Here is a 20,461-nt window from a genome sequence, read left to right as displayed (position 1 = left end):
GCCCACCTGAGGCATTACTGCAGGGCTTCTAGCCCGGCACTGAGTGCGAGCTGGGTCTGACGCAACTCGATCAATTCGGCTTCCATGGCGGTGAGTCTGTTTTGCAGTCCGCTAACCGTTTCCTGCTGTTCCTGCTGGCCTGACCCAAGGTCATCCAGCTCCTCGTGCAAGGCATCGAGACGTTCGTTCACGCTCTCGAGCTGACTGATCAGCTCTGCTTCCTGGCTCTGGGTGTGCTCATTCAGTGCGGCCAGTTCCTGCTCTATCTGAGCTTGGAGCTGGCCATCTCGTTCAGCAAGCTCTTCCGTCAGTGCGGCATTCATATTCTGCTGGAGGTCGCCCAGCTCATCGAAACGCGCCTGCCATTCCGCGAGCTGCGCGTCGGTACGCTGGGCGGAGTCGGCGGTCAGCAGGAACTCGTTGGCCCAATGTGGTTGTACCGTGCGGTCATGGAAATAGAGCGCTCCGTCCGTGTGGTCGGGTAGCTCCTGATTGAGAGCCAGGCGCGCCACTTCCTTGGCCACTTCGTAGGCGTCGTCCTCCACCACTTCATCGGGTCGGCCGTCACACCACCAGGAAAACTGGCAGGGGGGCTGCTCGGAGCCCTGTTTCACCACGTCGCAGATGGTGTTGGGGAAGGCCTCGCCGGCGAGCCGGTTCATCACCACATTGGCCACCGATTCCATATCGCGACCCGGCACGCCCTTGGCCTCCCAGTAGATGGAGCGTGCTAGGCAGGTCAGCGGCTCCTCCAGCAGGTCGCTGCCCTCCGGATCCACCAGTTGCGCTTCCTGCTCACTGATCGATTCGACTGGCTCGTTCACCTCTACATCGGGAGCCACGACCTGTTCCAGTACCTCGGCCTTGCGTACGGCTTCTTCGGCTTGCTCCACGGGGTCGGCCAGCGCTGCCTCGATGGGCAGTATCATGAGAAGCCAGCCGGCCAGCAGGGGTAGGCGCATGGTCTAACCTTCGTGCGTTATTTCATCAGGACCCGGCACTCCAGCGTCTTTAACGCCAAGATCGGGTAACGAGTATAGTGCCCGGGCTGCCCTGGCCCACCGCGACGGCGTATGGTTTTTATCCTACGGAGGGGAAGAGGCGGCGTGGCACCCACCACAGGAAGAACGCCATACCGATCAGCTCGACCAGTGACTGGAACACGACGGCCACCACCGCCAGCTCATAGGAGGCGGGTAGGGAAAGTGCCAGAGGCAGCACGACGAAGGAGTTGCGCGTCCCCAGGCTGAAGGCAAGCACTCGCCCTTGGGCATTGGGGAGTTCGAATACTCGCGCCAACAGTCGAGCCAGCAGTGCAGCGGTGATCAGAAAACCGACAAAGGCCAGCAGTAAGCCGCCAAGCAGTGACAAGGAGCCTGCAACTACGCTCACCTGAGAGGTAGCAATGCTGAATACCACCAGGGCCAGCAGGGGCACCGGAAGCCAGGCTAGCCGCTCGATGTGCCGTGTCCGGGCGCGGTGGTGCTGCGTCCATTTCTGGGTGGCGAATGCCAGCAGCAAAGGCAGCAGAATCAGCCCCGCAAAGGCCATCAGCAGCTCGCGTTGTACCACGGCGACCAGCAGGCTCTGATCGAGGAACAGCCATAGGTAGAAGGGTAACAGCGCAAGCTGCAGCAGCAGGCTGATCGGCGAGAAGGCGATGGCATACTGTGCCCGGCCGCCGCCCAGGTGGGAAAAGGTGATGAACCAGTCCGTGCATGGGACCAGCAGTACCAGCAGCATGCCCAGACGCACCGCGGGCTCGGCGGCGAACAGGCTCGCCAGCCCCCAGGCGACGAGGGGCAGAAGAACGAAATTGCCGACCACCGCTGCGGCAAGAAAGCGTGTTTCACGCCATGCGGCGCGCAGCTGCGTCAGCGGTACCTGGGTGAAGGTGACGTAGAGCAGTACACCCAACAGCGGCCACAGCAGCGCTTCCAGCATGCCAACATGTCCCGGGAGAACCGTGCCCAGGGCCAGGCCCATGGCGATGGCCGTCAGGTAGACCAGCACTTGATACTTTTCGAGCGACTGGCGTGTCAATCTGATGGGCTCCCTGGCAGTGGCGACTCAGCATTGCGCAGTTGCTTCATGCCTGTAAAGACAACGTGACCAAGGAAAAACCGGAGCTCAGCCATGATCACCCTGCATCACTGCGTCAGCGCCCGCTCGTTTCGCCCTCTGTGGCTGCTCGAGGAGCTCGGAACTCCCTACGAACTGGTGATGCATGCTTTTCCACCCCGGGTTCGCGACGAATCCTTTCTCAAGATCAACCCGCTGGGTACAGTACCGGCGCTGTTCGATGGAGAGGTAGCCATGACCGAGTCGGCGGCCATCTGCCAGTACCTTGCGGGACGCTATCCCGAAGCGGGCCTGGCGGTGGGGCAGGACGATCCCGCCTATGGCGACTACCTCAACTTCCTGCATTTCGGCGAGGCGACGCTGACCTTTCCCCAGACCCTGGTGCTACGCTACGGTCGCTTCGAGCCTGAGCAGCGCCAGTCACCCCAAGTGGTGGAAGACTACTCGCGCTGGTTCCTCTCCCGCCTGCGCACCCTGGAACCGCGCCTGAAGCGTGACGCCTTCATCTGCGCCGGGCGTTTCACCGCGGCTGACGTGTCTGTGGGCTATGCATTACTGCTGGCCAGCCACATCGGTCTGGACGAGCGTTTCAAGCCCGCCGTGGCGGATTACTGGCAGCGACTGCAAGCGCGCGAGGCCTTTGCGCGAGCCAAGTCTGCCGAGCGAGAGGCGGCCTTGGCCCAGGGCGTTTCTCCCAAGGCATCAATGGAGGAGGGCTAGCTAGGCCATTCGCGCCGCCAGGGTCAATACCCGGGCTGTCAGCGTGGTCGTGTCGAGGATCAGCATGGCTTCCTGCTCATCATCCAGGCTGGCGGTTCGCTTGCCGCGGTCGATCCAGGCCGCTGAGCGGCCTCCGCCTGTTTCTCCGTCGCAAGGCCCTACGCAGTTGGCCATCAGGATCGTCATGGTGCGCTCGCGGGCGAAGGCGGCGTAACAGGCATGGGCCTCGTCCATTCCCGGCGCCAACTTGGCCACGCTGGCCAGGTAGACGTCCGCACCCAGGCTTGCCGCCGTGGCGACATGATCGGGCTGCAGCGATTCGTAGCAGACCGCCAGGGCCAGGCGGTGTTCGCGGGTCTCGATCAACAGCGGCTTCTCGCCGGCCGAGAAGTAGGGCAGCTCATCCTCGTGCAGCCGCTGCTTGGCATAGGCGTGGCGCCCCGTGTGGGGCTGAAACACCACCATGCCGATCCGTGGCTTCGTCGAGGAGACCAGCGGCAGCCCCACGCCGATCACGATTCCATGGGTATCGCTCAGGCGCTGGAATACGTCCAGGATCGGGTCCTCTTCGTGTGTGGCCAAGCCCTTGGCCAGCGCGGGCTCGTAGCCGGTCAGCGAGAGCTCGGGAAAGAAGATCAGCTCGGTGTCGTGCGATGCCGCCAGCTCGACGAACTCGGTGTGGCGTGCCACGTTCCCTTCGATATCGCCCGTTGTCGAGGCATACTGCACGGCACACAGCTTCATCGGCCCGCTCCCACTCGCCTGGCTTTCCAGTAAGCGTACGACATTTTTCGTTGGGAGAGTGACGGTTGGCATCATGACGGAACTAGGCGCTGAGCTAGACTTCATTCAGGCACTGACGCGTCAAGGAGGAAGCCCACCATGCACACGCCCGTGCTCTCCGTTACCCGCACGCCGCTGGTGGCCGTGTACGGCACCCTGAAACGCGGGCTGCGCAATCATCACTGGCTGGAGGGAGCCGACTTCCTCGGCAGCGACCGGCTGACCAGCGCTACCCTCTACGATCTCGGACCCTTTCCCGGCGCCAAGCCCGAAACCTCCCGTGGGGTAGAGGTGGAGGTATTTCGTGTCGATGCCACTCTGCTTGCCGAACTGGACAGGCTAGAGGATTTTCGCCCGCGCCAGCCGCAAGCCGGGCTCTACCGTCGGGCCATACACGCCACCGTCTTCGGTCCCGCCTGGCTCTATCTCTACAATCCCGACGTGGTCGGCTGCTTGGCGATCCGACAGGGTGGGTGGTGAGCTGTTATTCGATGCACGCCTGCGCCTTGCTGTTCGCATGGCCATGCTGTTTATCCAACCAACCCTCAACCCACCAACTCTACCTTGCTCCAATCCCCATCCACCGAATCGAGTAGTTGCTGCAATGCTGGGCTCTTGTAGGTGAAGTGCGGGTCGTCCCAGCGCTGGCGCACGCTTTGATGTACGCAGCGTTCCACGGTGCGTTGGTGCGAGCGGCGCATAACGCGGTAGAAACCTTTGTACTCGTTGTGCTGAATGCCGGTATGGCGTGGGTTGAGGGCGCTGTGAAAGTGCGCTTCGAGGGCTAGCCCACAGCTTTCGGCCTCACTGGTCATCCACTGCCCGGCGAAGTCGCCCAGTTCCCGTTTTGCGTATCCGCCGCCGATATCGGTATGCACGCCGGCAAACCACACCTGCTTCATGTCGATGCCGGACTTGGGTGTCCATAGGGTGGGCTCGAAGTCCTGGCGGTTTTTGTCGATGGAAACGGCGTGGCGGGCGTGGCGAATGATGCTGCTGGGTGCGGTGTCGTGGAACAGGTAGCGGGAGGTGCCCAAGGTGCCGAGGAACGGGGCGGGTATGCCCAGCGAGCCGACGGTGTCCCACACGCCGATGAATTCGATCTCGGTCTTGTCCGCTACAGCATGCTTGCGGCGAAAGTCCGTGGCCTTGCGCTCGCCGGGCGCGGAGCTCTTGGGGCGCTGCCGATAGATCTCGTAGGCCTCGTTGACTCTCTCGGCGCACTCGCGCCGGAGTACACCGCAGTTGCGAATCAGCCCCGCCAGGGAGCGAACGGTGTAGGCGCCGCGGCTGAAGCCGAACAGGAAGAGCTGATCGCCAAGTTCATAGTTGTGAATGATGAAGCGATAGCAATCCATGATGTTCTTGTCGATACCGGCGCCGGTGGCGCCGCCGCGAATGCGGTCGCCTTCGGTGCCCACGCCCTGATCGTAGTAGATGATCTGTTTGGTGCCGGCCTGGCAGCCAGGGGCTACGCCGCGTGCCAGTCGCAGCACGTGTGTGGGGTTATCGCTCTCGGGGCATTGCCAGGTACCATCGGCGCAGACGACGATGCGCTTCATCTCGCTCCCTCCCTGCTTGTTTCTTACAAACGTAAACCCGATGTTTCATATTAGCTACGCAAACTGACCAAAAATGGCTTGATCTCACGCATTGAATACTTGGCTTATGTAGGTGTCGCAAAAGGCTTGCAACCCTGAATTCAAACCACAATGTCAGGCAGCGACATGAACCCAAGGAGCTTTCATGAGTGGCACTCTCTATCGCCTGGCGGCTTTTACCGATGACCCGAATGGTGGCAACCCCGCCGGAGTATGGCTGGGTGAGACGCTGCCCGAGACCTTCGAGATGCAGCGTATCGCCGCCGAGGTGGGCTATTCCGAAACCGGCTTCATTGCCCCGGCCAAAGGTGCCCGTCGGACGGTGCGCTACTACAGCCCCGAGGCGGAGGTGAGCTTCTGCGGCCATGCCACGGTGGCCGGCGGCGTGCAGATGGGCCGGCTGAGCGGGGCGGGCAGCTACTTGCTCGATACGGCGGTGGGCGAGGTGAGCGTCACCGTCAACCAGGTGGAAGGGGAGTGGCGGGCTTCGCTGGTATCGGTTGCTCCGGAGTATCGCCCCGCCGAGCCTGAATTGGTCGAGTCGGTGTGCGAACTGCTTGGCTGGCAGGCGGACGAACTCGATCTCGAGATTCCGCCGGCGCGAGCCTACGCCGGGGCCTGGCACCTGGTGCTGGCATGCAAGACGCAGCAACGCCTCGAACGGCTCGAGTACGATTTCGATCGTCTCAAGGCGCTGATGCTGCGTGAAGGGCTGACCACGCTGCAGCTGGTATGGCGCGAGAGCGAAGGGTATTTCCACGCCCGTAACCCGTTCCCGGTGGGCGGTGTGGTGGAAGACCCTGCCACCGGTGCGGCCGCCGCGGCTCTGGGTGGCTACCTGCGCGATGCCGGCCTGCTAGAGGCGCCTGCCCAGCTGACGATCCGGCAGGGCGAGGCCATGGGTCGGCCCAGCCGCCTGCAGGTGGATGTCCCGCTTACTGGCGGCATCGTCGTGACCGGCCAGGCGGTGGGCCTGGAGCATTGAGCCGGGGCCGCAGAGCCAAGCAGGGCCTTGTTGTCGGCGAACGGCTCAAGGCCTGAGCACCCAGTAGTCGTTCTGGATGTCGTGGGGCAACTGGTGCACCTCGATGTTGCCGAAGCCGGCCTTGCCGAAATACTCCCGTGCCTTCTCCCGGCCCCACATCGTTCCGAGCCCCTCGCCGCCCTGCGCGAGGGAGACGCTCATGCAGTGCATGATCGACAGGGTGTAGAGCAACGTGCCCATGGGGTGGTCGCGGTCGCCGTGGTGGTGGCTTGACGAGTGGATGTCCTGGGCCAGGTAGACGCCATCCTTGCGCAGGGTGCGGCGGACACCCTTGAGCAGGTTCAGCGGGTGGGCCTGGTCATGGATGGCATCGAAGGTGGTAACCAGATCGTAGCGCTGCGCCGGCGCCGTGCGGTCGAAATCGCTCAGGTCGCGCTCCTCGAAGCGCAGGTTGTCCAGGCCCAGGCGAGCGGCACGCTCCGCCGCCCAGTCGATGGCCTCCTTGGAGAGGTCATAGCCGGTAAAGCGGCTGCTGGGGAAGCGTTCGGCGAGCTTCATCAGTGCCAGGCCGCGGCCGCAGCCCAGGTCGAGTACGTCGATGCCCTGCGCCAGCCTGTCCGGCAGCTCCGGTGCCAGGGGCAGGATGGCATCCAGCAGCACGGGCAGCACGGTCTGGCCGCTGTCCTGGGCCATGACCTCATGGAAACGGGTATAGCGCGAGTACGGCACGCCGCCACCGTGGCGGAAGCAGGCCAGCACGTCGTCTTCCACCTGGCCCATCAGTGGCAGGTACTGGGAGAACACGGCGAGATTGGCCTCGCCGCCGTCGGTCAGCAGCGTGGTGTGTTCGGGGGGAAGGCGATAGGTCATGGCCTGCGGGTTGTGCTCGACTAGGGCGGCGACCGTCGCGCCGCCCAACCACTCGCGCACGTAGCGCTCATCGAGCTTGGCCTTGGCGGCAAGTTCGCTGCTGGTCACTGGCTCGCCGTCGGCCAGGTGGCCGAGCAGGCCGCTGCGGTGGGCCAATGAGATCAGCTGCAGCATGGCGCCCTCGTTGAGGGCTCGAACAAAGCGGTACTCGAAGTTGGCGGCGCGGGAGGCGTCGAAGGCGTCGTTAACGGAAGGTTTGGCTTGGGCAGTCATGGCGGTTCTCCACAGGTCTTGTTGTGTGCATTGGCGCGTCCATTCTGGCGCTCCCGGCTGGGCTACACTGAAGTCCCTACGGACAAAAACCGGCGGTTTCCGCCATGTCGATGCAGAAACCCACCATCGCATTGCTGGCAATTCCTGAAGTGGCGGCTTCCACCCTGTACGGGGTTTACGATGTCTTCGCCGCGGCGGGACGCGACTGGCCCGCCCTGATCGAGGGCAAGGCCGGTGAGCCGCTGTTCGTGCCGCAGGTGGTCGCTCGCACCGGCAGTCGTGATTTGACCATCGCCAATGGCGTGCGCATCGTTCCCGACGCCGGCCTGGATTGGGTGCCCGACGTGGTGTGCATCCCCGAGATCATGCTGCCTCCCGAGGCGGTGCTCGAGGGCCGCTATGCCGAGGAGGTCGAGTGGCTCAAGCGCTGCCATGTCAACGGCACCATCCTGGCGACCGCCTGTTCCGGCGCCCTGTTGCTGGCCGAGTCGGGCCTGCTGCGGGGCGAGGATGCCACTACGCACTGGGCCTACTGCGATGTGCTGGGTCGCTATCCGGACGTGCGGGTGCATCCGCATCGAGCCCTGGTGATCGGCGGCACCGGTAGTCGCCTGGTCATGGCGGGGGGCGGCACCTCCTGGAGCGACCTGGCGCTCTATCTCGTCGCGCGCCTGGCGAGTGTCGACGAGGCGATGCATCTCGCCAAGCTGTTCCTGATCGATTGGCATGCGGCCGGCCAGCTTCCCTTCGCCATGCTGGCGCGCACCCGCCAGGCAGAGGATGCCGTCATCGCGCGCTGCCAGACGTGGATCGCCGAACACTACGACGAACCTTCGCCCGTGGCGTCCTTGATTGAGGTTTCAGGGCTTAGCGAGCGCAGCTTCCACCGTCGCTTCAGGAAGGCCACCAGGCTGCCGCCGGAGTCCCGATAACCGAGCACGGTGCGCTGCGGATCGTTCGGAGCATCCATGGCCTCCAGGCGATAGTGATTGGTGCCGGCCACCAGCGGCTGCCCGTTGGGCAGGCTGATGTTGTAGGACTTGCCGTCCTGGATGTTGAGCCGGACATCCATGCGCTCGCTCAGCTCGGCAACCAGTTGGTCGCGCTGGTTGAGCAGGCTGTTAGGCGCCTCGCCGCTGCGCGCACGGGCCAAGGCGATCTCCCGATTGAGGGTCGCCAACTGCTCGGTTGTATTGTTGATCTGGGTGACTTCGTCACTGATCTGACCGTTGATGCCCTCCTGCATATCCTGCAGGTAGCCGTCAAAGGACCGAAACTGAGCGGTCAGCGTATTGGTCGTGCCCAATACGCCCTGCCGCGCGGCGGGATCGGACGGAGCGCCGGCCAGGTCCTCCATTGAGGAGAAGAAGTTCTGCATCAGCGGCGCCAGGCCCGCTTCCCTATCGGCCAGCAGGTTGTCGATCTGGCTGATCTGGTTCTCGTAGGTCGCAAGCGCACTCGACGAGCTGGTCGCGGCATTGAGCTGCGAGGCCACGAACTGGTTGAACTGGCGCTGGATGTCGTTGACCTGCACGCCGCCAGCGGTAGCGCCCTGCTGGCCCAGAATCGTCAGTTCACGATTGTAGCCCGGCGTATAGACGTTGCTGATGTTGTTGCTGGTGGTATTCAGCGCATTCTGAGCGGCATTCAGGCCGCTGAGACCGATAGAGAACATGCTCATGGTGTTGTTTCCTTTCGCCAATGTCCGAGATATCGGCCTCTAGAAGAAAAACTTTAGCGCCTTGGTTGCTGATCAAAACCTAGTAACGCAGGAAGACCAGCGAGTCGTTGCCGCGCTGGGCAACCTGCGGCCCCATGGTGTTCATGATCGAAATCAGCTTGTCGGCGTAGGCCGGGTCGGTGGCATAGCCCCCGGCCTGCAGTGCCCTGGCGGCCTGTTCGGCACTGCCCGCCGTGGTCACCGCCGCGTAGCGCGGGTTGTTCCCGATCAGGTTGGCATAGTCGGTGAAGGCCTCCTCGAAGGAGCCGTAGACACGGAAGGAGTCGACGATTCGGGTGCGCTTGCCGTTGATGTATTCGTGAGTCGTTACATCCGTGGTGGGTCCACGCCAACTGCTGCCGGCCTTGATGCCGAAGAGGTTATGGCTGTTGCCACCGTCGGCCCTGGCAATCTCATGACGCCCCCAGCCGGTTTCCAGTGCCGCCTGGGCCAGGATCAACTCCGCCGGTACGCCGGTGCGCCGGCTGGCTGCCTGGGCGGGTGCAGTGAGCTTGTCCATGAAGCGCGCCACATGTTCACCGCTCTGGCCACGGCTGCGTGGTTCAGCTGCACTGGCAGCAGGCACCGTGGCGTTACGCGCAGACTCCGCTCCCGCCGCTGCCGCCGGCAAGGCGTCAACCGCGCTCATGAAGCCTCCGCGGGCGGTTTCAAGCTCCTCCATGAAGCTGGCGGGCGGTGCTTCGGTCATGCTCTCCACACGGCCCTCGCTGTCTTGCTCATCCTCGACCCGATCCTCCTCGGCAGGCTGCAGTGCGTCTTTCAGCACACGCGGCGTACCGCGGGGAATCCCGGCAATCAGCTCGTTGAGTTCGCGATCGACTTCCTGCGCCGGGCGAGCGGCCCCCACCCCCTGGCTCTGCAACTGGGCGACGAGATGATCGGCCAGGCCAATGCCACGGCCGGCCATGGTCTGTGCCCACTGCTGATCGAGCATCGACTGGTAGAACTCGGTCTGCTCGCTGTCGAGCAGGCCGGTGGTCGGGGTGGCATCACGCATGCTTTTGAGCATCATCTGCAGGAAAAGCGCCTCGAACTGCTGGGCGGCGCCCTTCAGGCCGGCGGCTTCATCGTTGCGTGCCGTATGCTTGAGCCGCTCGAGCCCCTGGACGTCGAGGGCGAACTGGCTGCTGTAATCCTGGATGCTCATCAGATGATCTCCAGATCGGCACGCAGCGAGCCGGAAGCCTTGAGGGCTTCGAGAATCGACATCAGGTCACTCGGCGTGGCGCCCAGCGCATTCAGGGCATTGACCACGTCCACCAGGTCCGCTCCCTCGACCACACGCAGGTAGGCATCCTGCTCCTGGACCTCGATCTCGGTGTCAGGCACCACCACGGTCTCGCCGTCGCCAAACGGCGGCGGCTGGCTGACCAGAAAGCGCATATCGATGACGATGGAGAGGTTGCCATGGGCTACGGCGGCCCGGCGCAGGGTCACCGCACTGTTCATGACTACCGACCCGGTGCGGGCGTTGAAGACCACCTTGGCCGGGGCCTCCATGGGCGTGATCCGGATATTCTCGACCTGGGCCATGAAGTTGACCCGGGAGTTCTCGTTCATGGGGCCATCCAGGGCGATGACCCGGGAGTTGCGGGCGGCGGCCACCGGCCGGCCAAACTCGCCGTTGATGGCGTTGACCACTCGCTGGGCGGTGCCGAAGTCGGCCTGCTTGAGTTCCAGCTCCAGCAGCCCCGCCTCGGCGCCCAGGTTCAGCGGTACCTCCCGCTCGACCATGGCTCCCCCAGGGATGCGGCCACCGGCCAACTGGTTGACCTGCACGGCGGCGCCGCCGGCGGCGGCACCCATGCCGCCCACCAGCAGGTTGCCCTGGGCGATGGCGTAGGTATCGCCATCGGCACCCTTGAGCGGGGTCATCAGCAGGGTGCCGCCTCGCAGGCTGCGCGCGTTGCCGATGGAGGAGACATTGATGTCCAGCCGCTGGCCGGGGCGGGAAAACGGCGGCAGGTCGGCGGTTATCATGACCGCGGCCACGTTGCGCAGCTGCATGTTGGTGCCCGGCGGAACAGTGATGCCGAGCTGGGACAGCATATTGGTCAGGCTCTGGCCAGTGAAGGGAGCCTGCATGGTCTGGTCGCCGGTGCCGTCCAGCCCGACCACCAGGCCATAGCCCACCAGCACGTTGTCACGCACGCCGGCGAAGTTGGCGATCTCGCGAATTCGCTCGGCCTGTACCGGTAGTGCCAGCAGGCCGGCCAACAGCAGTAGCGCCAGCTTTGCCACGAGGCGGCGCGCCTGCGCACGGGGGAGCGTCACGGTGAGCGTCTTGAACAGCGTCATGGCTACGCCTCGATATTCGGTCATCGTTAGAAGGGCGATACATTGAGGAAGAACCGCTGCAACCAGCCCATATGCTGCGCCTCATGGATATAGCCACTACCCACGTATTCGATACGGGCATCGGCCACCGCCGTGGAGGGCACGGTATTCTGGCCGGTGATGGTGCGCGGATTCACAACGCCGGAGAAACGGATGAACTCCACTCCCTGATTGATGGCGATCTGCTTCTCGCCACGCACTCGCAGGTTGCCGTTATGCATCACCTCGAGTACCGACACGGTGATGGTACCGGTCATGCTGTTGCTGGCCTGGGAGCCGCCGCCGCCGTTGAAGGCACTGCTGCCGGAAAGGTCGCCGGACAGATCGATGCCTTGCTCGGCCAGGCGCTCGAGCACATCGGGGAGCGCGGAAATATCGAGCCCAGCTGAACCGCTGCGATTCGCGTTGGACTGTGAGTTCTTGTTGGCACTCACCTGCTCATCCAGCACGATGGTAAGGATGTCGCCGATCATGCGCGGACGCCGGTCCTCGAACAGCGGCTGTGAGCCGCGATGCGCCTGGTAGATCGAGCCATTGGCCAGGCGAGGCGGCGGCTCCATGATGGCGATCTGCTCCTGCTCCCCGACCACCGAGGCACGGGGCACCTGTGCACAACCGCCCAGGGCCAGAACCGTCAGGGCGAGGAGAACCAGGAGCAACCTCGATGTTGAAAAAACCGCGCCGTTCATGCTTGCTCGCTTCCCATGGCAGGGAGTGGTAATCGTCATGCCGTCATCTATCAGAGCTGGCTCAAACGGGCCAGCATCTCATCGCTTGTCTGAACGGCGCGGCTATTGATCTCGTAGGCGCGCTGGGTCTGGATCATGCTGACCATCTCCTCCACCACGTTGACGTTGGAGGTTTCCACGTAGCCCTGGAACAAGCGGCCGGCACCGTTCATGCCCGGCATGGTCTCGTTGCGCGGACCGGATGAGGTGGTTTCCCGGTAGAGGTTGCCACCGATGCTCTCGAGACCGGTCGCGTTGACGAAAGTCGAGACGGTGATCTGGCCGATTTCCAACGCCTGGTTCACGCCGGGCTGGGTCACCGAAACGATGCCGTCTTCACCGATGGAAATCGACAGAGCGTTGTCGGGAATGATGATGGCCGGCTCCAGCGGATAGCCGTTGGCGTTGACCATCTGGCCGTTCTCGTTGAGCTGGAAGCTCCCGTCCCGGGTGTAGGCGGTGCCGCCATCCGGCATCAGCACCTGAAAGAAACCGTTGCCGTTGATCGCCAGGTCGCGGGAGTTCTCGGTCTGCTCGAGCCCACCCTGGGTGTGCAGGCGCTCGGTGGCAACCGGTCGTACGCCGGAGCCCACCTGCAGTCCGGAAGGCAGGCGGTTCTGTACGTCGTTCTGGGCACCGGGCTGACGCAGGTTCTGGTATAGCAGATCCTCGAAAACAGCACGCGAGCGCTTGAAGCCATTGGTGCTGACGTTGGCCAGGTTGTTGGAGATGACGTCCAGCTTGACCTGCTGGGATTCCAGGCCGGTCTTGGCTGTCCAAAGTGACTTGATCATATTCGTTTCCTAAACCCGTCGGGCCTTAGCCTTGAATGGAAAGCAGGTTGTTGGCCCGCTGGGCATTTTCATCTGCAGTGCTGATTACCTTCATCTGCATTTCATAGCGCCGCGCCACGTCGATCATCGAGACCATCGCCTCGATGGCGCTGACATTGCTACCTTCAAGGGCGCCACTGGCGACCCTGGCATTCTCGTCGGCGGGAAGCGCGACCACGTCGCCTTCGGCATTGGGCGCCGGACGGAAGAGGCCGTCATCGCCACGCTGCAGGGCCTGTTCCGGGGTGACCAGCTTGATACGCCCCATGTCCACCAGCGCTTCGGGATTCTCCCCTTCGCCAATACCGCTGAGGGTACCGTCGGCACCAACCGACAGGCTGGCACCCAACTGCACGACGATGGGCCCACCGTCGCCAATCACCGGCCGCCCCACCAGGGTAACCAGGCCATCGCCGTCGACCTGAAGATCGCCGCGCCGGGTATAGGCCTCGGTGCCATCATCAGCTTGCACGGCAATCCAGGCGTCGCCTTCCAGCGCCACGTCCATGGGCCGGCCGGTGTGGTTGATGGGACCCGCCGAAAAGTCGCTGCCCGGCGTGGTCGCCGCTACCGACACGCGCGTCGGCAGCGCGCCTTCGCCCTGTACCGGCACGGCGCGCATGGCATGCAGCTGGGCGCGAAACCCGGCAGTCGACACGTTCGACAGGTTGTGGCTGACCACCGCCTGCTGCTCCATGCTCTGCTTGGCCCCGCTCATGGCGGTGTAGAGGATGCGATCCATGGCTCAGGCTCCCGTTCCAGGCTTAGCGCAGGTTGATGGCGGTCTGCAGGAGTTCGTCCTGGGTCTTGATCGTCTGGGAGTTGGCCTGATAGGCCCGCTGCGCCACGATCATGTCCACCAGCTCACGGGCCATGTCCACGTTGGAGGTCTCGATGGCACCGGAGACCACGCTGCCCAGCAGACCGGTACCCGGTGCGCCGATAAGTTCCTGACCGGAGGTGGCACTGGCCGTCCAGACGTTGTCGCCGGCAGGCGTCAGCCCTTCGGGATTGCGGAAACTCACCAGGGCGACCTGGCCGGCCGGGCGCGACTGCTCGTTGGAGTAGTTGCGCATGATGGTGCCGTCATCGTTGATGGTGATGCCCACCAGGGTGCCGGAGGTGTAGCCGTCCTGGTTAAGACTGCTGACCGTGGAGGTATTGCCGAACTGAGTGGTGCCGGCAAGGTTAAGATCAAAAATCAGGTCTTCTGGCTCCCCGGCGAAGAAGTCACCGCTATCGAAAGTCACATCGGTGAACACACCGCCAACAGGCTGTGTCAGTTGACCATTGGCGTTGAACACAACTGGGAATTCGCGGGCAACGTCGTCGTCATCCTCGTCCATCAACGCCTGACCATCGAGGGTCATACGAGCAAGCCATGTATTCTGGGCGGCTACCCCATCCACCTCATCCACTTTCTCATAATACACAGTGATATTTCGCGGATTGCCCAGCGAATCGAAAACGGTAAAGTTATTTGAATAGTGGTATTTGATATCAACACCATTAGAACTTTCCACTGTGCTGAGATCATCTCCTGCTACTTTGCGGGCATCCAGGTTGATCGTGGTACTAACGCGAGTGGTGGCACTCGCGTCCAACTCTTCCGCGGAGACATTCAGCGGCACCGGCTGCCCGCCTGCCTGCACCTGGCCGGCGGCATTGAGCCCGAAGCCCATGATCTGGGCGCCCTGGGCGTTGATCAGGTTGCCCTCGGAGGTCATGGAGAGCTGACCGTTGCGGGAGTAGACCACTTCGCCGCTGGGGTCCTGGAAGCGGAAGAAGCCATCGCCGGCGATCGCCAGGTCCAGGTTACGGTTGGTGGACTCGACGTTACCTTCATTGAAGTTCTGCAGCACGGACGATACCCGCGTGCCCAGGCCGACCTTCGAGCCGGCAAAGACATCAGAGAACTGTACGTTGGATCCCTTGAAACCCACCGTCTGGGAGTTGGCGATGTTGTTGCCGATAGTGCCCAGCTTCTGTGCCTGGGAGTTAAGGCCACTCAGTGCTTGGGAAAAGCTCATGTTTCGTTCCTCTGCCTGCCTAATTTTTTATGCCGCTTTCGCGGTTCTGATCAGGAAACCCATATTCAGCGCTTCCTTTATGCGAAAACCACTGCTGCGAATCAAAGAATCTGCTTGATGTCACCCAGGCCGACCTGGCCATAGATGGCGCCCAGGTCGAGTTTCACACCGCCATTGCCGTCGGGCGGCGTCACCCCACCAACCACGGCATAGTTGAGCGTTGAGGCATTCAGTGTCTTATCGCCGCTAGTGGCTTCGACACGCACGCGATAGGAACCCGGAGCCGCCGCCTCACCTTCGGTGGTTCGGCCATCCCAGGTGAAGGACTCGACCCCGGCCTTGACGGAGCCGATGTTGTAGCGGTTGACCACCTGGCCACTGGCGTTGGTGATCGTCACACGCACATTATCGGCCGCCTGGCCTAGCTCGATACCGAAGGGTGTGGTGTGGGTGTTGCCGTCCGCGTCAGTCTCCATCAGCACGCGGTCGCCCGGTACCAGCACGCCCTTGCCGATCAGCCCGGTCGCCTGCAGGGTCTGGCCGGCGTCCATCTGGCTGGTGATGCCCTTCAAGGTCTTGTTGAGATCCTCGATGCCGCTGACGGTGTTGATCTGCGCCAGCTGCGTGGTCATCTCATGGTTGTCCATGGGATCGAGCGGGTCCTGATTCTGCATCTGGGCAATCAGCAGGGTCATGAAATTGTTGCGCAGTTCGGCGGATTGACTGGCATCGCGGCCGGAAGGGCCACCCTGATTCAGACGCGTGACGACATTGGCATCAATGGTCGTGGACATGGCGGTTACCCTTCACCCAAGGTGAGTGTCTTGAGCATCATCTGCTTGCTCGTATTCATGACTTCGACGTTGGCCTGGTAGGAGCGGGAAGCCGAGATCATGTTGACCATCTCGTGTACCGGCTCGACGTTGGGCATGGTCACGTAGCCATCGTCATTGGCCAGCGGGTGCTCGGGGCGGTACTCCATGCGCATGGGCGAGGTATCTTCCACCACGCTGCGCACACCCACCCCGCCGATGCCATGGGCGCCCTGATTGCGCGCCTCGAAGAGCACCTGCTTGGCGCGATAGGCCTCGCCATCCGGCCCCGCCACGCTGTCGGCGTTGGCCAGGTTGCTGGCCGTGACATTCATGCGTTGCGACTGGGCGCTCATGGCCGAGCCTGCAATATCGAAAACGGAAAACATCGACATGGTGCGGTCTCTCTCTGATTACTCTGGCTCGGATGACTCTGGCTCGGATTACTCAGGCTGCATGGCGTTCTTCAGGCCCTGGATCCGGCTATTGAGGATGGTGAGCGCAGCCTGATAGCGCACCGAATTGTCGGCGAACTGGGTACGCTCGCGATCCATGTCGACCGTGTTCCCGTCCAGGCTCGGCTGGTCAGGTACGCGATACAGCAAGTTCTGGCTGGTCGGTGCGAAGCCCTGCCCGCCCAGATGCCCTGCAGACGTCCTTGCCAGTGACAAACCGCCACCGGATGAGCGACCATGCTCGACCGCCTTCTTGAGCTCGCCGGCAAAATCCATGTCGCGCGCCTTGTAATTCGGCGTATCGGCATTGGCGATATTGCTGGCCAGCACCTTGTGGCGCTCCTGGCGCAAGCCCAGCGCCTGCTGGTGGTAGTTAAAGGCGGCCTCGAGCTTATCGATCATGCCGGCGCTCCCGTGGTCAAAACTCAATATGAACAGTGTGCGGAACTTGTTGAGAGTGAAGAATAGCCAGAGTGGTGTCACATCAATGGCAAGAACAGACCGGTTTTCCGCATTCATTTCCGCTGTTTCATGAAATCGGCGGGCGCTAGAATTCACTGGCACCATCACCAACCTCGGCCAAATGCCATGCAGCGTCTCCCCTTCAAGCTCCTGTTCACTTTGTGGCCGATACTCGCCAGCCTGGCGCTGCTTCCCGGCATCGCCAAGGCCGACGACGACGCCCTGCTCCAGGCCGTACATGGCTTCCTGTACAGCGAGGCACAGCCCCTGGGCGAGGAAATCATCATCGAGCTGCGGCCTCCTTCGGCCCGAATGCCGGAGTGCGTTTCACCCCAGCCCTTCCTGACCCGGGAAGGCGAACTGCCTCTCGGGCGGGTATCGGTAGGTGTGCGCTGCGGCAGCGATGGGCGCCAGGTGCGCTACATGCAGGCTGAAATCGGCGTTCTCGGCGAATACCCGGTCCTGGCAGCCACGCTCAACGCTGGCGATACAGTTCGCCCGGAGCACCTGGAACAGCGACAAGGCAACCTGGCGGAGCTTCCCAACAATGCCCTGCTCGATGCGGAGCAGATCATTGGCCAGTTGGCGACTCGCACGCTGCGTGCGGGGCAGCCGCTGCAGGCCCACCAGTTCCGCTCCCTGCCGCTGGTGGAACGCAATCAGCGCGTCGTGGTCGAGGCCCGGGGCACGGGGTTTCGCGTCTCACGTGAAGGAGAGGCACTGGAGCCAGGAGGGCTGGGTGACCGCATCCGGATACGTTTCGACTCTCGCGAGGTCGTCACTGGACGCGTGGCAGGAGAAGGAATGGTGATCGTCGATTTCTGAACGGTGGCTCGGCATGCCATGCCGACACTCTCGACGCTGGCTTGCTACACTAACCTGCGGATGCGCCTCGCGCGTGTTCGCTATATCATTGCCTAAAGTTTTCTCCGGAGCAGCCGATAGCGTGTAAAAGCACCGGTCACGAGGCCAATATAGTGAAGATCAACAGCCAGAACCCCCTGACTCGCCCGACACCGACGACGCCCCGCGAGGAAGCGCAGCCGGTCAAGAGTACCAGTCAGTCCAGCCAGCAGGATGCCGGCCCCGCGGCCACCACGCACCTGCGGCAGAATGCCGCCGACAGCTCCCGCGACATCGACACCGTCAGGGTCGAGGAGATTCGCGAGGCCATTCGGGAAGGCCGCCTGGAAATTCGCGCCGACCGGATCGCCGACGGGTTGATCGAGTCGCTGCAACCGACTGCAGGTAATGGTGACGAATGAGCCTGACCAAGCTTCTCCGCGAGCAGCAGCAGCGCCTTGATGGCGTGATCGAACTGCTTGAGCAGGAGCGCGAGCTGCTTGCCGCCGCCGATATCGACGGGCGCCAGCTCGCCGAGGTTGCCGAACTCAAGCAGCAGCGACTGCAGCAACTGGAAGCCACAGAGACCTTGCGCCGTAACGTTCAGCAGCGCCTGGGCTATGCCGAGGGCGCCGCTGGTGCCCGACAGGCCGCCGAAGATGCCGGCTGCCTGGAGGCATGGGAAAGCACGATGGAGCGAACGCAGAAGGCCCATCGGCTCAACACGATGAACGGCCAGCTTGTTGGCCTGCGCATGGGCCAGAACAAGCGCCTCCTCGAATTCATTCACGAGGCCGCCGAGAAGACGACCTATGGCGCCAGCGGTCGAGTAAGGGCGCAGCCGGGACGCTTCAACACGTCGGTATGACCCATTACCACCCGCAAGCGTTTACCACAGCAAGTCGGCCTACCCTCTTACCATAGAGAGTCGATAAGGCTGCCGTCGTCGGGATCCGCCATGACCACGGCGTTGCGGCCATTGGCCTTGGCCTTGTAGCTGGCGGCATCGGCTCGGGCCAGCACGGTCTCGACGGCATCATCCCCCTCCTGGAACGCAGTCACCCCCATGCTAAGTGTAATGCTGTAGACCCTGCTCTCATTCACCACAGTAACCTCGGAAACCACTCGCCGCAGGGATTCCGCAATCTCCTGGGCCTGCTTGAGGGTACAGCTGGGCAGCAGCACGGCGAACTCGTCTCCACCCTGGCGAGCAACGTGGTCGCTACGGCGAACCTCCCAAGCCACCACCTGGGCGATACGACGAAGCATTTCGTCGCCCAGGGCATGCCCGCCTTCGTCGTTGATGGGCTTGAAATGGTCCAGATCGAAGAGTATCAGCACCGACGGGGTACCGGTCTTGGCGTATTCCGCCAGCGCCTCCTCCAGACGCCGCTCGAAACCCCGGCGGTTGAGCAGTCCCGTCAGCGGGTCATGCTCCGCCTCCCATCGCTGCAACGCCTCCTGCTGGCGACGCTCGGTAATGTCCTTCACCATACCCACGAACCCGAGGGGCTGATCGCTGCCCTTCACCTGGCTTGCATGCACTTCCACCCACAGGGTGACACCATCCTGATGATGAAAGCGGAGCTGACGCATGAAGTCATTGCCGGTCGACAGGGAGTGACGCCACATATCCTGGGTTCCCTGGCGGTCATCCGGATGAATTCGGCCCCACCACTCCTCGGGAGTACACGACGCATCGAGTCCCAGCAGCTCCAGCAGCGCCGGGTTCATGTAGTTCAGGTGACCCTTGAGGTCAGCCACGAACATGCCTATCGGCGTTGATCCCAGCACGGCATCGAGAAAGGCCTGCCGATCCCGAAGGTGCTCCAGGGCCGAGAGGCGCTCATGCTCCAGACGGTTGAAACTGCCGGCTACCTGCCTCAACTCCTCCATGCTGGTGGAGAGCGCCAGGTAGCGACGCTCCCCCGCCCCTACCTGAGCGATCTGCTGCTCGAGGCGGTGCAGCGGCTTGAGCATGCGCCTGACCAACCAGCGCATGCTGAACATCAATACTACCGCCAATACCAGCCAAGCCCACCAAAGGGTAACGAGATAGTCCCCCAGCGGCGCACGAACCTGTGACCGGGGCAACGATACCTTGACCACCCAGTTCGCCGGCCTGATCTGGCGATAGGACATCAGCGTCGACTCGCCATCGATCCCGCGGGCAATGGTTTCCCCCTCCCAGCCCTCCAGAGCCAGGTCAAGTGACGGCAAACCATTGAACGCCTGCCTGCTCGTCCGCCCAGGATGAAACAAGACCTCGCCCGATGCCGACAACACAGAGACACGCCCCTCTTCGCCCAGCCAGCTTCGCTCGAGCCAACGGAACAACCCACCCCCTGTCAGGTTGACCATCCCTCCGACAACTCCGCTGAAAGCCCCCTGCTCATCGAACCGCGGCACCAGCATCAGCACCAGGTTGTCGCCGCTGGCCCGACCCACGAATGGCTTGCTGACATAGGGCCAAGGGGAGTGACTCATCAAGCGAAAATATTCGGTTTCCGATGTATCAAGACCGACACGCCCCTCCACCACTGGCCAGTCGGCAAGCACGACGCCGTCGGGACCGGTTACCATGATGCCCTCGAACCATTCCAGCAGGGCCTGGTTACGATCGAGGGCAGTACCCAGCTCATCCGGGCTCATTCCCTGCAGATTCGGCGCCAGTCGCCCCAGGGCATTCAGGCGACGATTAACCTTCTCGGTCAGGCCATCGGCAATCAGGCGCGACTCGTCACGCAGGTGATCGAGATTGACCTCATCCACCAGTGCCTTGCCATACTGCCAGGCCAGCACCATGAGAATGCCCACAATCACCAGCCACGTCGCGGCAAGGCCGGCAAGCAGTCGCCCCTGCAGAGAGCAGAGGAATCGAGTCATTGCTTCCATCCGAACCGATA

At 62.9% G+C, this 20,461-nt stretch carries 22 protein-coding genes and 1 pseudogene; 7 read left to right on the top strand and 16 right to left on the bottom strand.

Features of this window, described 5'->3' with window-relative positions:
- Positions 1–14: 14 nt before the first annotated feature.
- Both LOKO_RS20160 and LOKO_RS09285 read right to left on the bottom strand, forming a co-directional pair.
- Positions 15–962 (bottom strand): cell wall hydrolase, encoded by a 948-nt coding sequence (locus LOKO_RS20160; protein WP_235588829.1) that lies wholly within the window; start codon positions 960–962, stop codon positions 15–17.
- A 118-nt stretch (positions 963–1,080) separates the two neighbouring features.
- Positions 1,081–2,043 carry an arsenic resistance protein gene (locus LOKO_RS09285; protein ID WP_201025304.1) on the bottom strand — a complete coding sequence of 321 codons (963 nt, stop codon included), beginning with the start codon at positions 2,041–2,043 and terminating at the stop codon, positions 1,081–1,083.
- 93 nt (positions 2,044–2,136) lie between these two features.
- On the opposite strand from LOKO_RS09285, the gene LOKO_RS09280 reads away from it, so the two are divergent.
- Positions 2,137–2,802: a glutathione S-transferase family protein gene (locus LOKO_RS09280; protein WP_066448097.1), complete on the top strand. Its 666-nt coding sequence runs from the start codon at positions 2,137–2,139 to the stop codon at positions 2,800–2,802.
- Here the strand turns inward: LOKO_RS09280 and LOKO_RS09275 are convergent, their stop codons facing one another.
- Entirely contained in the window at positions 2,803–3,546 is a 744-nt protein-coding gene (locus LOKO_RS09275) for a carbon-nitrogen hydrolase family protein (RefSeq protein WP_066448095.1), read from the bottom strand. It lies immediately after the preceding gene.
- Positions 3,547–3,684: 138 nt separating this feature from the next.
- Between LOKO_RS09275 and LOKO_RS09270 the strand changes: the two genes are divergently transcribed.
- Positions 3,685–4,065, top strand: a complete 381-nt coding sequence (locus LOKO_RS09270; RefSeq protein ID WP_066448089.1) for a gamma-glutamylcyclotransferase family protein — start codon at positions 3,685–3,687, stop codon at positions 4,063–4,065.
- A gap of 65 nt (positions 4,066–4,130) precedes the next feature.
- On the opposite strand, the gene LOKO_RS09265 is transcribed toward LOKO_RS09270, so the two are convergent.
- Complete coding sequence (locus tag LOKO_RS09265) at positions 4,131–5,147, bottom strand: DUF2235 domain-containing protein (RefSeq protein ID WP_235588828.1); 1,017 nt, start codon at positions 5,145–5,147, stop codon at positions 4,131–4,133.
- 184 nt (positions 5,148–5,331) lie between these two features.
- Between LOKO_RS09265 and LOKO_RS09260 the strand changes: the two genes are divergently transcribed.
- Positions 5,332–6,171, top strand: a complete 840-nt coding sequence (locus tag LOKO_RS09260) for a PhzF family phenazine biosynthesis protein (protein ID WP_066448086.1) — start codon at positions 5,332–5,334, stop codon at positions 6,169–6,171.
- A 45-nt stretch (positions 6,172–6,216) separates the two neighbouring features.
- Here LOKO_RS09260 and LOKO_RS09255 read toward each other — a convergent pair whose 3' ends face one another.
- A complete protein-coding gene (locus LOKO_RS09255) occupies positions 6,217–7,314 on the bottom strand; it encodes a class I SAM-dependent methyltransferase (protein ID WP_066448084.1) in 1,098 nt (365 codons plus the stop codon).
- A 104-nt stretch (positions 7,315–7,418) separates the two neighbouring features.
- On the opposite strand from LOKO_RS09255, the gene LOKO_RS18830 reads away from it, so the two are divergent.
- Positions 7,419–8,246, top strand: a complete 828-nt coding sequence (locus LOKO_RS18830) for a GlxA family transcriptional regulator (protein WP_335339184.1) — start codon at positions 7,419–7,421, stop codon at positions 8,244–8,246.
- On the opposite strand, the pseudogene flgK reads toward LOKO_RS18830, so the two are convergent.
- The 10 genes and pseudogenes from flgK to flgB form a co-directional block, all read right to left on the bottom strand.
- Positions 8,219–8,995, bottom strand: a pseudogene (gene flgK / locus LOKO_RS09245) (flagellar hook-associated protein FlgK); the annotation flags it as partial. The gene LOKO_RS18830 and the pseudogene flgK sit on opposite strands and share 28 nt — an antisense overlap.
- Before the next feature lie 79 nt (positions 8,996–9,074).
- Positions 9,075–10,202 carry a flagellar assembly peptidoglycan hydrolase FlgJ gene (gene flgJ, locus LOKO_RS09240; RefSeq protein ID WP_066448080.1) on the bottom strand — a complete coding sequence of 376 codons (1,128 nt, stop codon included), beginning with the start codon at positions 10,200–10,202 and terminating at the stop codon, positions 9,075–9,077.
- A complete protein-coding gene (locus LOKO_RS09235) occupies positions 10,202–11,353 on the bottom strand; it encodes a flagellar basal body P-ring protein FlgI (protein WP_066448078.1) in 1,152 nt (383 codons plus the stop codon). The genes flgJ and LOKO_RS09235 overlap by 1 nt, the downstream gene beginning before the upstream one ends.
- 26 nt (positions 11,354–11,379) lie before the next feature.
- Positions 11,380–12,081 carry a flagellar basal body L-ring protein FlgH gene (locus LOKO_RS09230; RefSeq protein WP_066448076.1) on the bottom strand — a complete coding sequence of 234 codons (702 nt, stop codon included), beginning with the start codon at positions 12,079–12,081 and terminating at the stop codon, positions 11,380–11,382.
- 50 nt (positions 12,082–12,131) lie between these two features.
- On the bottom strand, positions 12,132–12,914 hold the full coding sequence (gene flgG / locus LOKO_RS09225) for a flagellar basal-body rod protein FlgG (RefSeq protein WP_066448068.1): 783 nt from the start codon (positions 12,912–12,914) through the stop codon (positions 12,132–12,134).
- Between the two features lie 25 nt (positions 12,915–12,939).
- Entirely contained in the window at positions 12,940–13,695 is a 756-nt protein-coding gene (locus LOKO_RS09220) for a flagellar basal body rod protein FlgF (RefSeq protein ID WP_066448066.1), read from the bottom strand.
- Between the two features lie 22 nt (positions 13,696–13,717).
- The gene (flgE, locus tag LOKO_RS09215) at positions 13,718–14,983 is read right to left on the bottom strand and encodes a flagellar hook protein FlgE (protein WP_066448063.1); all 1,266 of its coding nucleotides are present in this window, start codon (positions 14,981–14,983) and stop codon (positions 13,718–13,720) included.
- Between the two features lie 101 nt (positions 14,984–15,084).
- The gene (gene flgD, locus LOKO_RS09210; protein ID WP_066448060.1) at positions 15,085–15,777 is read right to left on the bottom strand and encodes a flagellar hook assembly protein FlgD; all 693 of its coding nucleotides are present in this window, start codon (positions 15,775–15,777) and stop codon (positions 15,085–15,087) included.
- A 5-nt stretch (positions 15,778–15,782) separates the two neighbouring features.
- Complete coding sequence (gene flgC / locus LOKO_RS09205; RefSeq protein ID WP_066448057.1) at positions 15,783–16,190, bottom strand: flagellar basal body rod protein FlgC; 408 nt, start codon at positions 16,188–16,190, stop codon at positions 15,783–15,785.
- A 48-nt stretch (positions 16,191–16,238) separates the two neighbouring features.
- Positions 16,239–16,652, bottom strand: a complete 414-nt coding sequence (gene flgB / locus LOKO_RS09200; RefSeq protein WP_066452302.1) for a flagellar basal body rod protein FlgB — start codon at positions 16,650–16,652, stop codon at positions 16,239–16,241.
- Between the two features lie 186 nt (positions 16,653–16,838).
- Between flgB and flgA the strand changes: the two genes are divergently transcribed.
- The 3 genes from flgA to LOKO_RS09185 all read left to right on the top strand — a co-directional run bounded on the left by flgA (position 16,839) and on the right by LOKO_RS09185 (position 18,423).
- Positions 16,839–17,537 carry a flagellar basal body P-ring formation chaperone FlgA gene (flgA, locus tag LOKO_RS09195; RefSeq protein ID WP_066448055.1) on the top strand — a complete coding sequence of 233 codons (699 nt, stop codon included), beginning with the start codon at positions 16,839–16,841 and terminating at the stop codon, positions 17,535–17,537.
- A 152-nt stretch (positions 17,538–17,689) separates the two neighbouring features.
- Positions 17,690–17,977: a flagellar biosynthesis anti-sigma factor FlgM gene (gene flgM, locus LOKO_RS09190; RefSeq protein ID WP_066448053.1), complete on the top strand. Its 288-nt coding sequence runs from the start codon at positions 17,690–17,692 to the stop codon at positions 17,975–17,977.
- On the top strand, positions 17,974–18,423 hold the full coding sequence (locus LOKO_RS09185) for a flagella synthesis protein FlgN (RefSeq protein WP_066448050.1): 450 nt from the start codon (positions 17,974–17,976) through the stop codon (positions 18,421–18,423). The genes flgM and LOKO_RS09185 overlap by 4 nt, the downstream gene beginning before the upstream one ends.
- A gap of 47 nt (positions 18,424–18,470) precedes the next feature.
- Here LOKO_RS09185 and LOKO_RS09180 read toward each other — a convergent pair whose 3' ends face one another.
- Positions 18,471–20,441: a sensor domain-containing diguanylate cyclase gene (locus LOKO_RS09180; protein WP_066448048.1), complete on the bottom strand. Its 1,971-nt coding sequence runs from the start codon at positions 20,439–20,441 to the stop codon at positions 18,471–18,473.
- Between the last annotated feature and the right edge of the window lie 20 nt (positions 20,442–20,461).

Source organism: Halomonas chromatireducens (assembly GCF_001545155.1).
Lineage (GTDB): Bacteria > Pseudomonadota > Gammaproteobacteria > Pseudomonadales > Halomonadaceae > Halomonas > Halomonas chromatireducens.
Note: the sequence above shows the minus strand (reverse complement) of the source record. Positions and strands in the feature narration are given on the sequence as shown.

Bases quoted from the DNA above. Each gene is read 5' to 3' on its own strand.
- LOKO_RS20160 (WP_235588829.1), bottom strand. From the start codon at position 962: ATGCGCCTACCCCTGCTGGCCGGCTGGCTTCTCATGATACTGCCCATC.
- LOKO_RS09280 (WP_066448097.1), top strand. From the start codon at position 2,137: ATGATCACCCTGCATCACTGCGTCAGCGCCCGCTCGTTTCGCCCTCTG.
- LOKO_RS09275 (WP_066448095.1), bottom strand. From the start codon at position 3,546: ATGAAGCTGTGTGCCGTGCAGTATGCCTCGACAACGGGCGATATCGAA.
- LOKO_RS09270 (WP_066448089.1), top strand. From the start codon at position 3,685: ATGCACACGCCCGTGCTCTCCGTTACCCGCACGCCGCTGGTGGCCGTG.
- LOKO_RS09265 (WP_235588828.1), bottom strand. From the start codon at position 5,147: ATGAAGCGCATCGTCGTCTGCGCCGATGGTACCTGGCAATGCCCCGAG.
- LOKO_RS09260 (WP_066448086.1), top strand. From the start codon at position 5,332: ATGAGTGGCACTCTCTATCGCCTGGCGGCTTTTACCGATGACCCGAAT.
- LOKO_RS09255 (WP_066448084.1), bottom strand. From the start codon at position 7,314: ATGACTGCCCAAGCCAAACCTTCCGTTAACGACGCCTTCGACGCCTCC.
- LOKO_RS18830 (WP_335339184.1), top strand. From the start codon at position 7,419: ATGTCGATGCAGAAACCCACCATCGCATTGCTGGCAATTCCTGAAGTG.
- flgJ (WP_066448080.1), bottom strand. From the start codon at position 10,202: ATGAGCATCCAGGATTACAGCAGCCAGTTCGCCCTCGACGTCCAGGGG.
- LOKO_RS09235 (WP_066448078.1), bottom strand. From the start codon at position 11,353: ATGACGCTGTTCAAGACGCTCACCGTGACGCTCCCCCGTGCGCAGGCG.
- LOKO_RS09230 (WP_066448076.1), bottom strand. From the start codon at position 12,081: ATGAACGGCGCGGTTTTTTCAACATCGAGGTTGCTCCTGGTTCTCCTC.
- flgG (WP_066448068.1), bottom strand. From the start codon at position 12,914: ATGATCAAGTCACTTTGGACAGCCAAGACCGGCCTGGAATCCCAGCAG.
- LOKO_RS09220 (WP_066448066.1), bottom strand. From the start codon at position 13,695: ATGGATCGCATCCTCTACACCGCCATGAGCGGGGCCAAGCAGAGCATG.
- flgE (WP_066448063.1), bottom strand. From the start codon at position 14,983: ATGAGCTTTTCCCAAGCACTGAGTGGCCTTAACTCCCAGGCACAGAAG.
- flgD (WP_066448060.1), bottom strand. From the start codon at position 15,777: ATGTCCACGACCATTGATGCCAATGTCGTCACGCGTCTGAATCAGGGT.
- flgC (WP_066448057.1), bottom strand. From the start codon at position 16,190: ATGTCGATGTTTTCCGTTTTCGATATTGCAGGCTCGGCCATGAGCGCC.
- flgB (WP_066452302.1), bottom strand. From the start codon at position 16,652: ATGATCGATAAGCTCGAGGCCGCCTTTAACTACCACCAGCAGGCGCTG.
- flgA (WP_066448055.1), top strand. From the start codon at position 16,839: ATGCAGCGTCTCCCCTTCAAGCTCCTGTTCACTTTGTGGCCGATACTC.
- LOKO_RS09185 (WP_066448050.1), top strand. From the start codon at position 17,974: ATGAGCCTGACCAAGCTTCTCCGCGAGCAGCAGCAGCGCCTTGATGGC.
- LOKO_RS09180 (WP_066448048.1), bottom strand. From the start codon at position 20,441: ATGACTCGATTCCTCTGCTCTCTGCAGGGGCGACTGCTTGCCGGCCTT.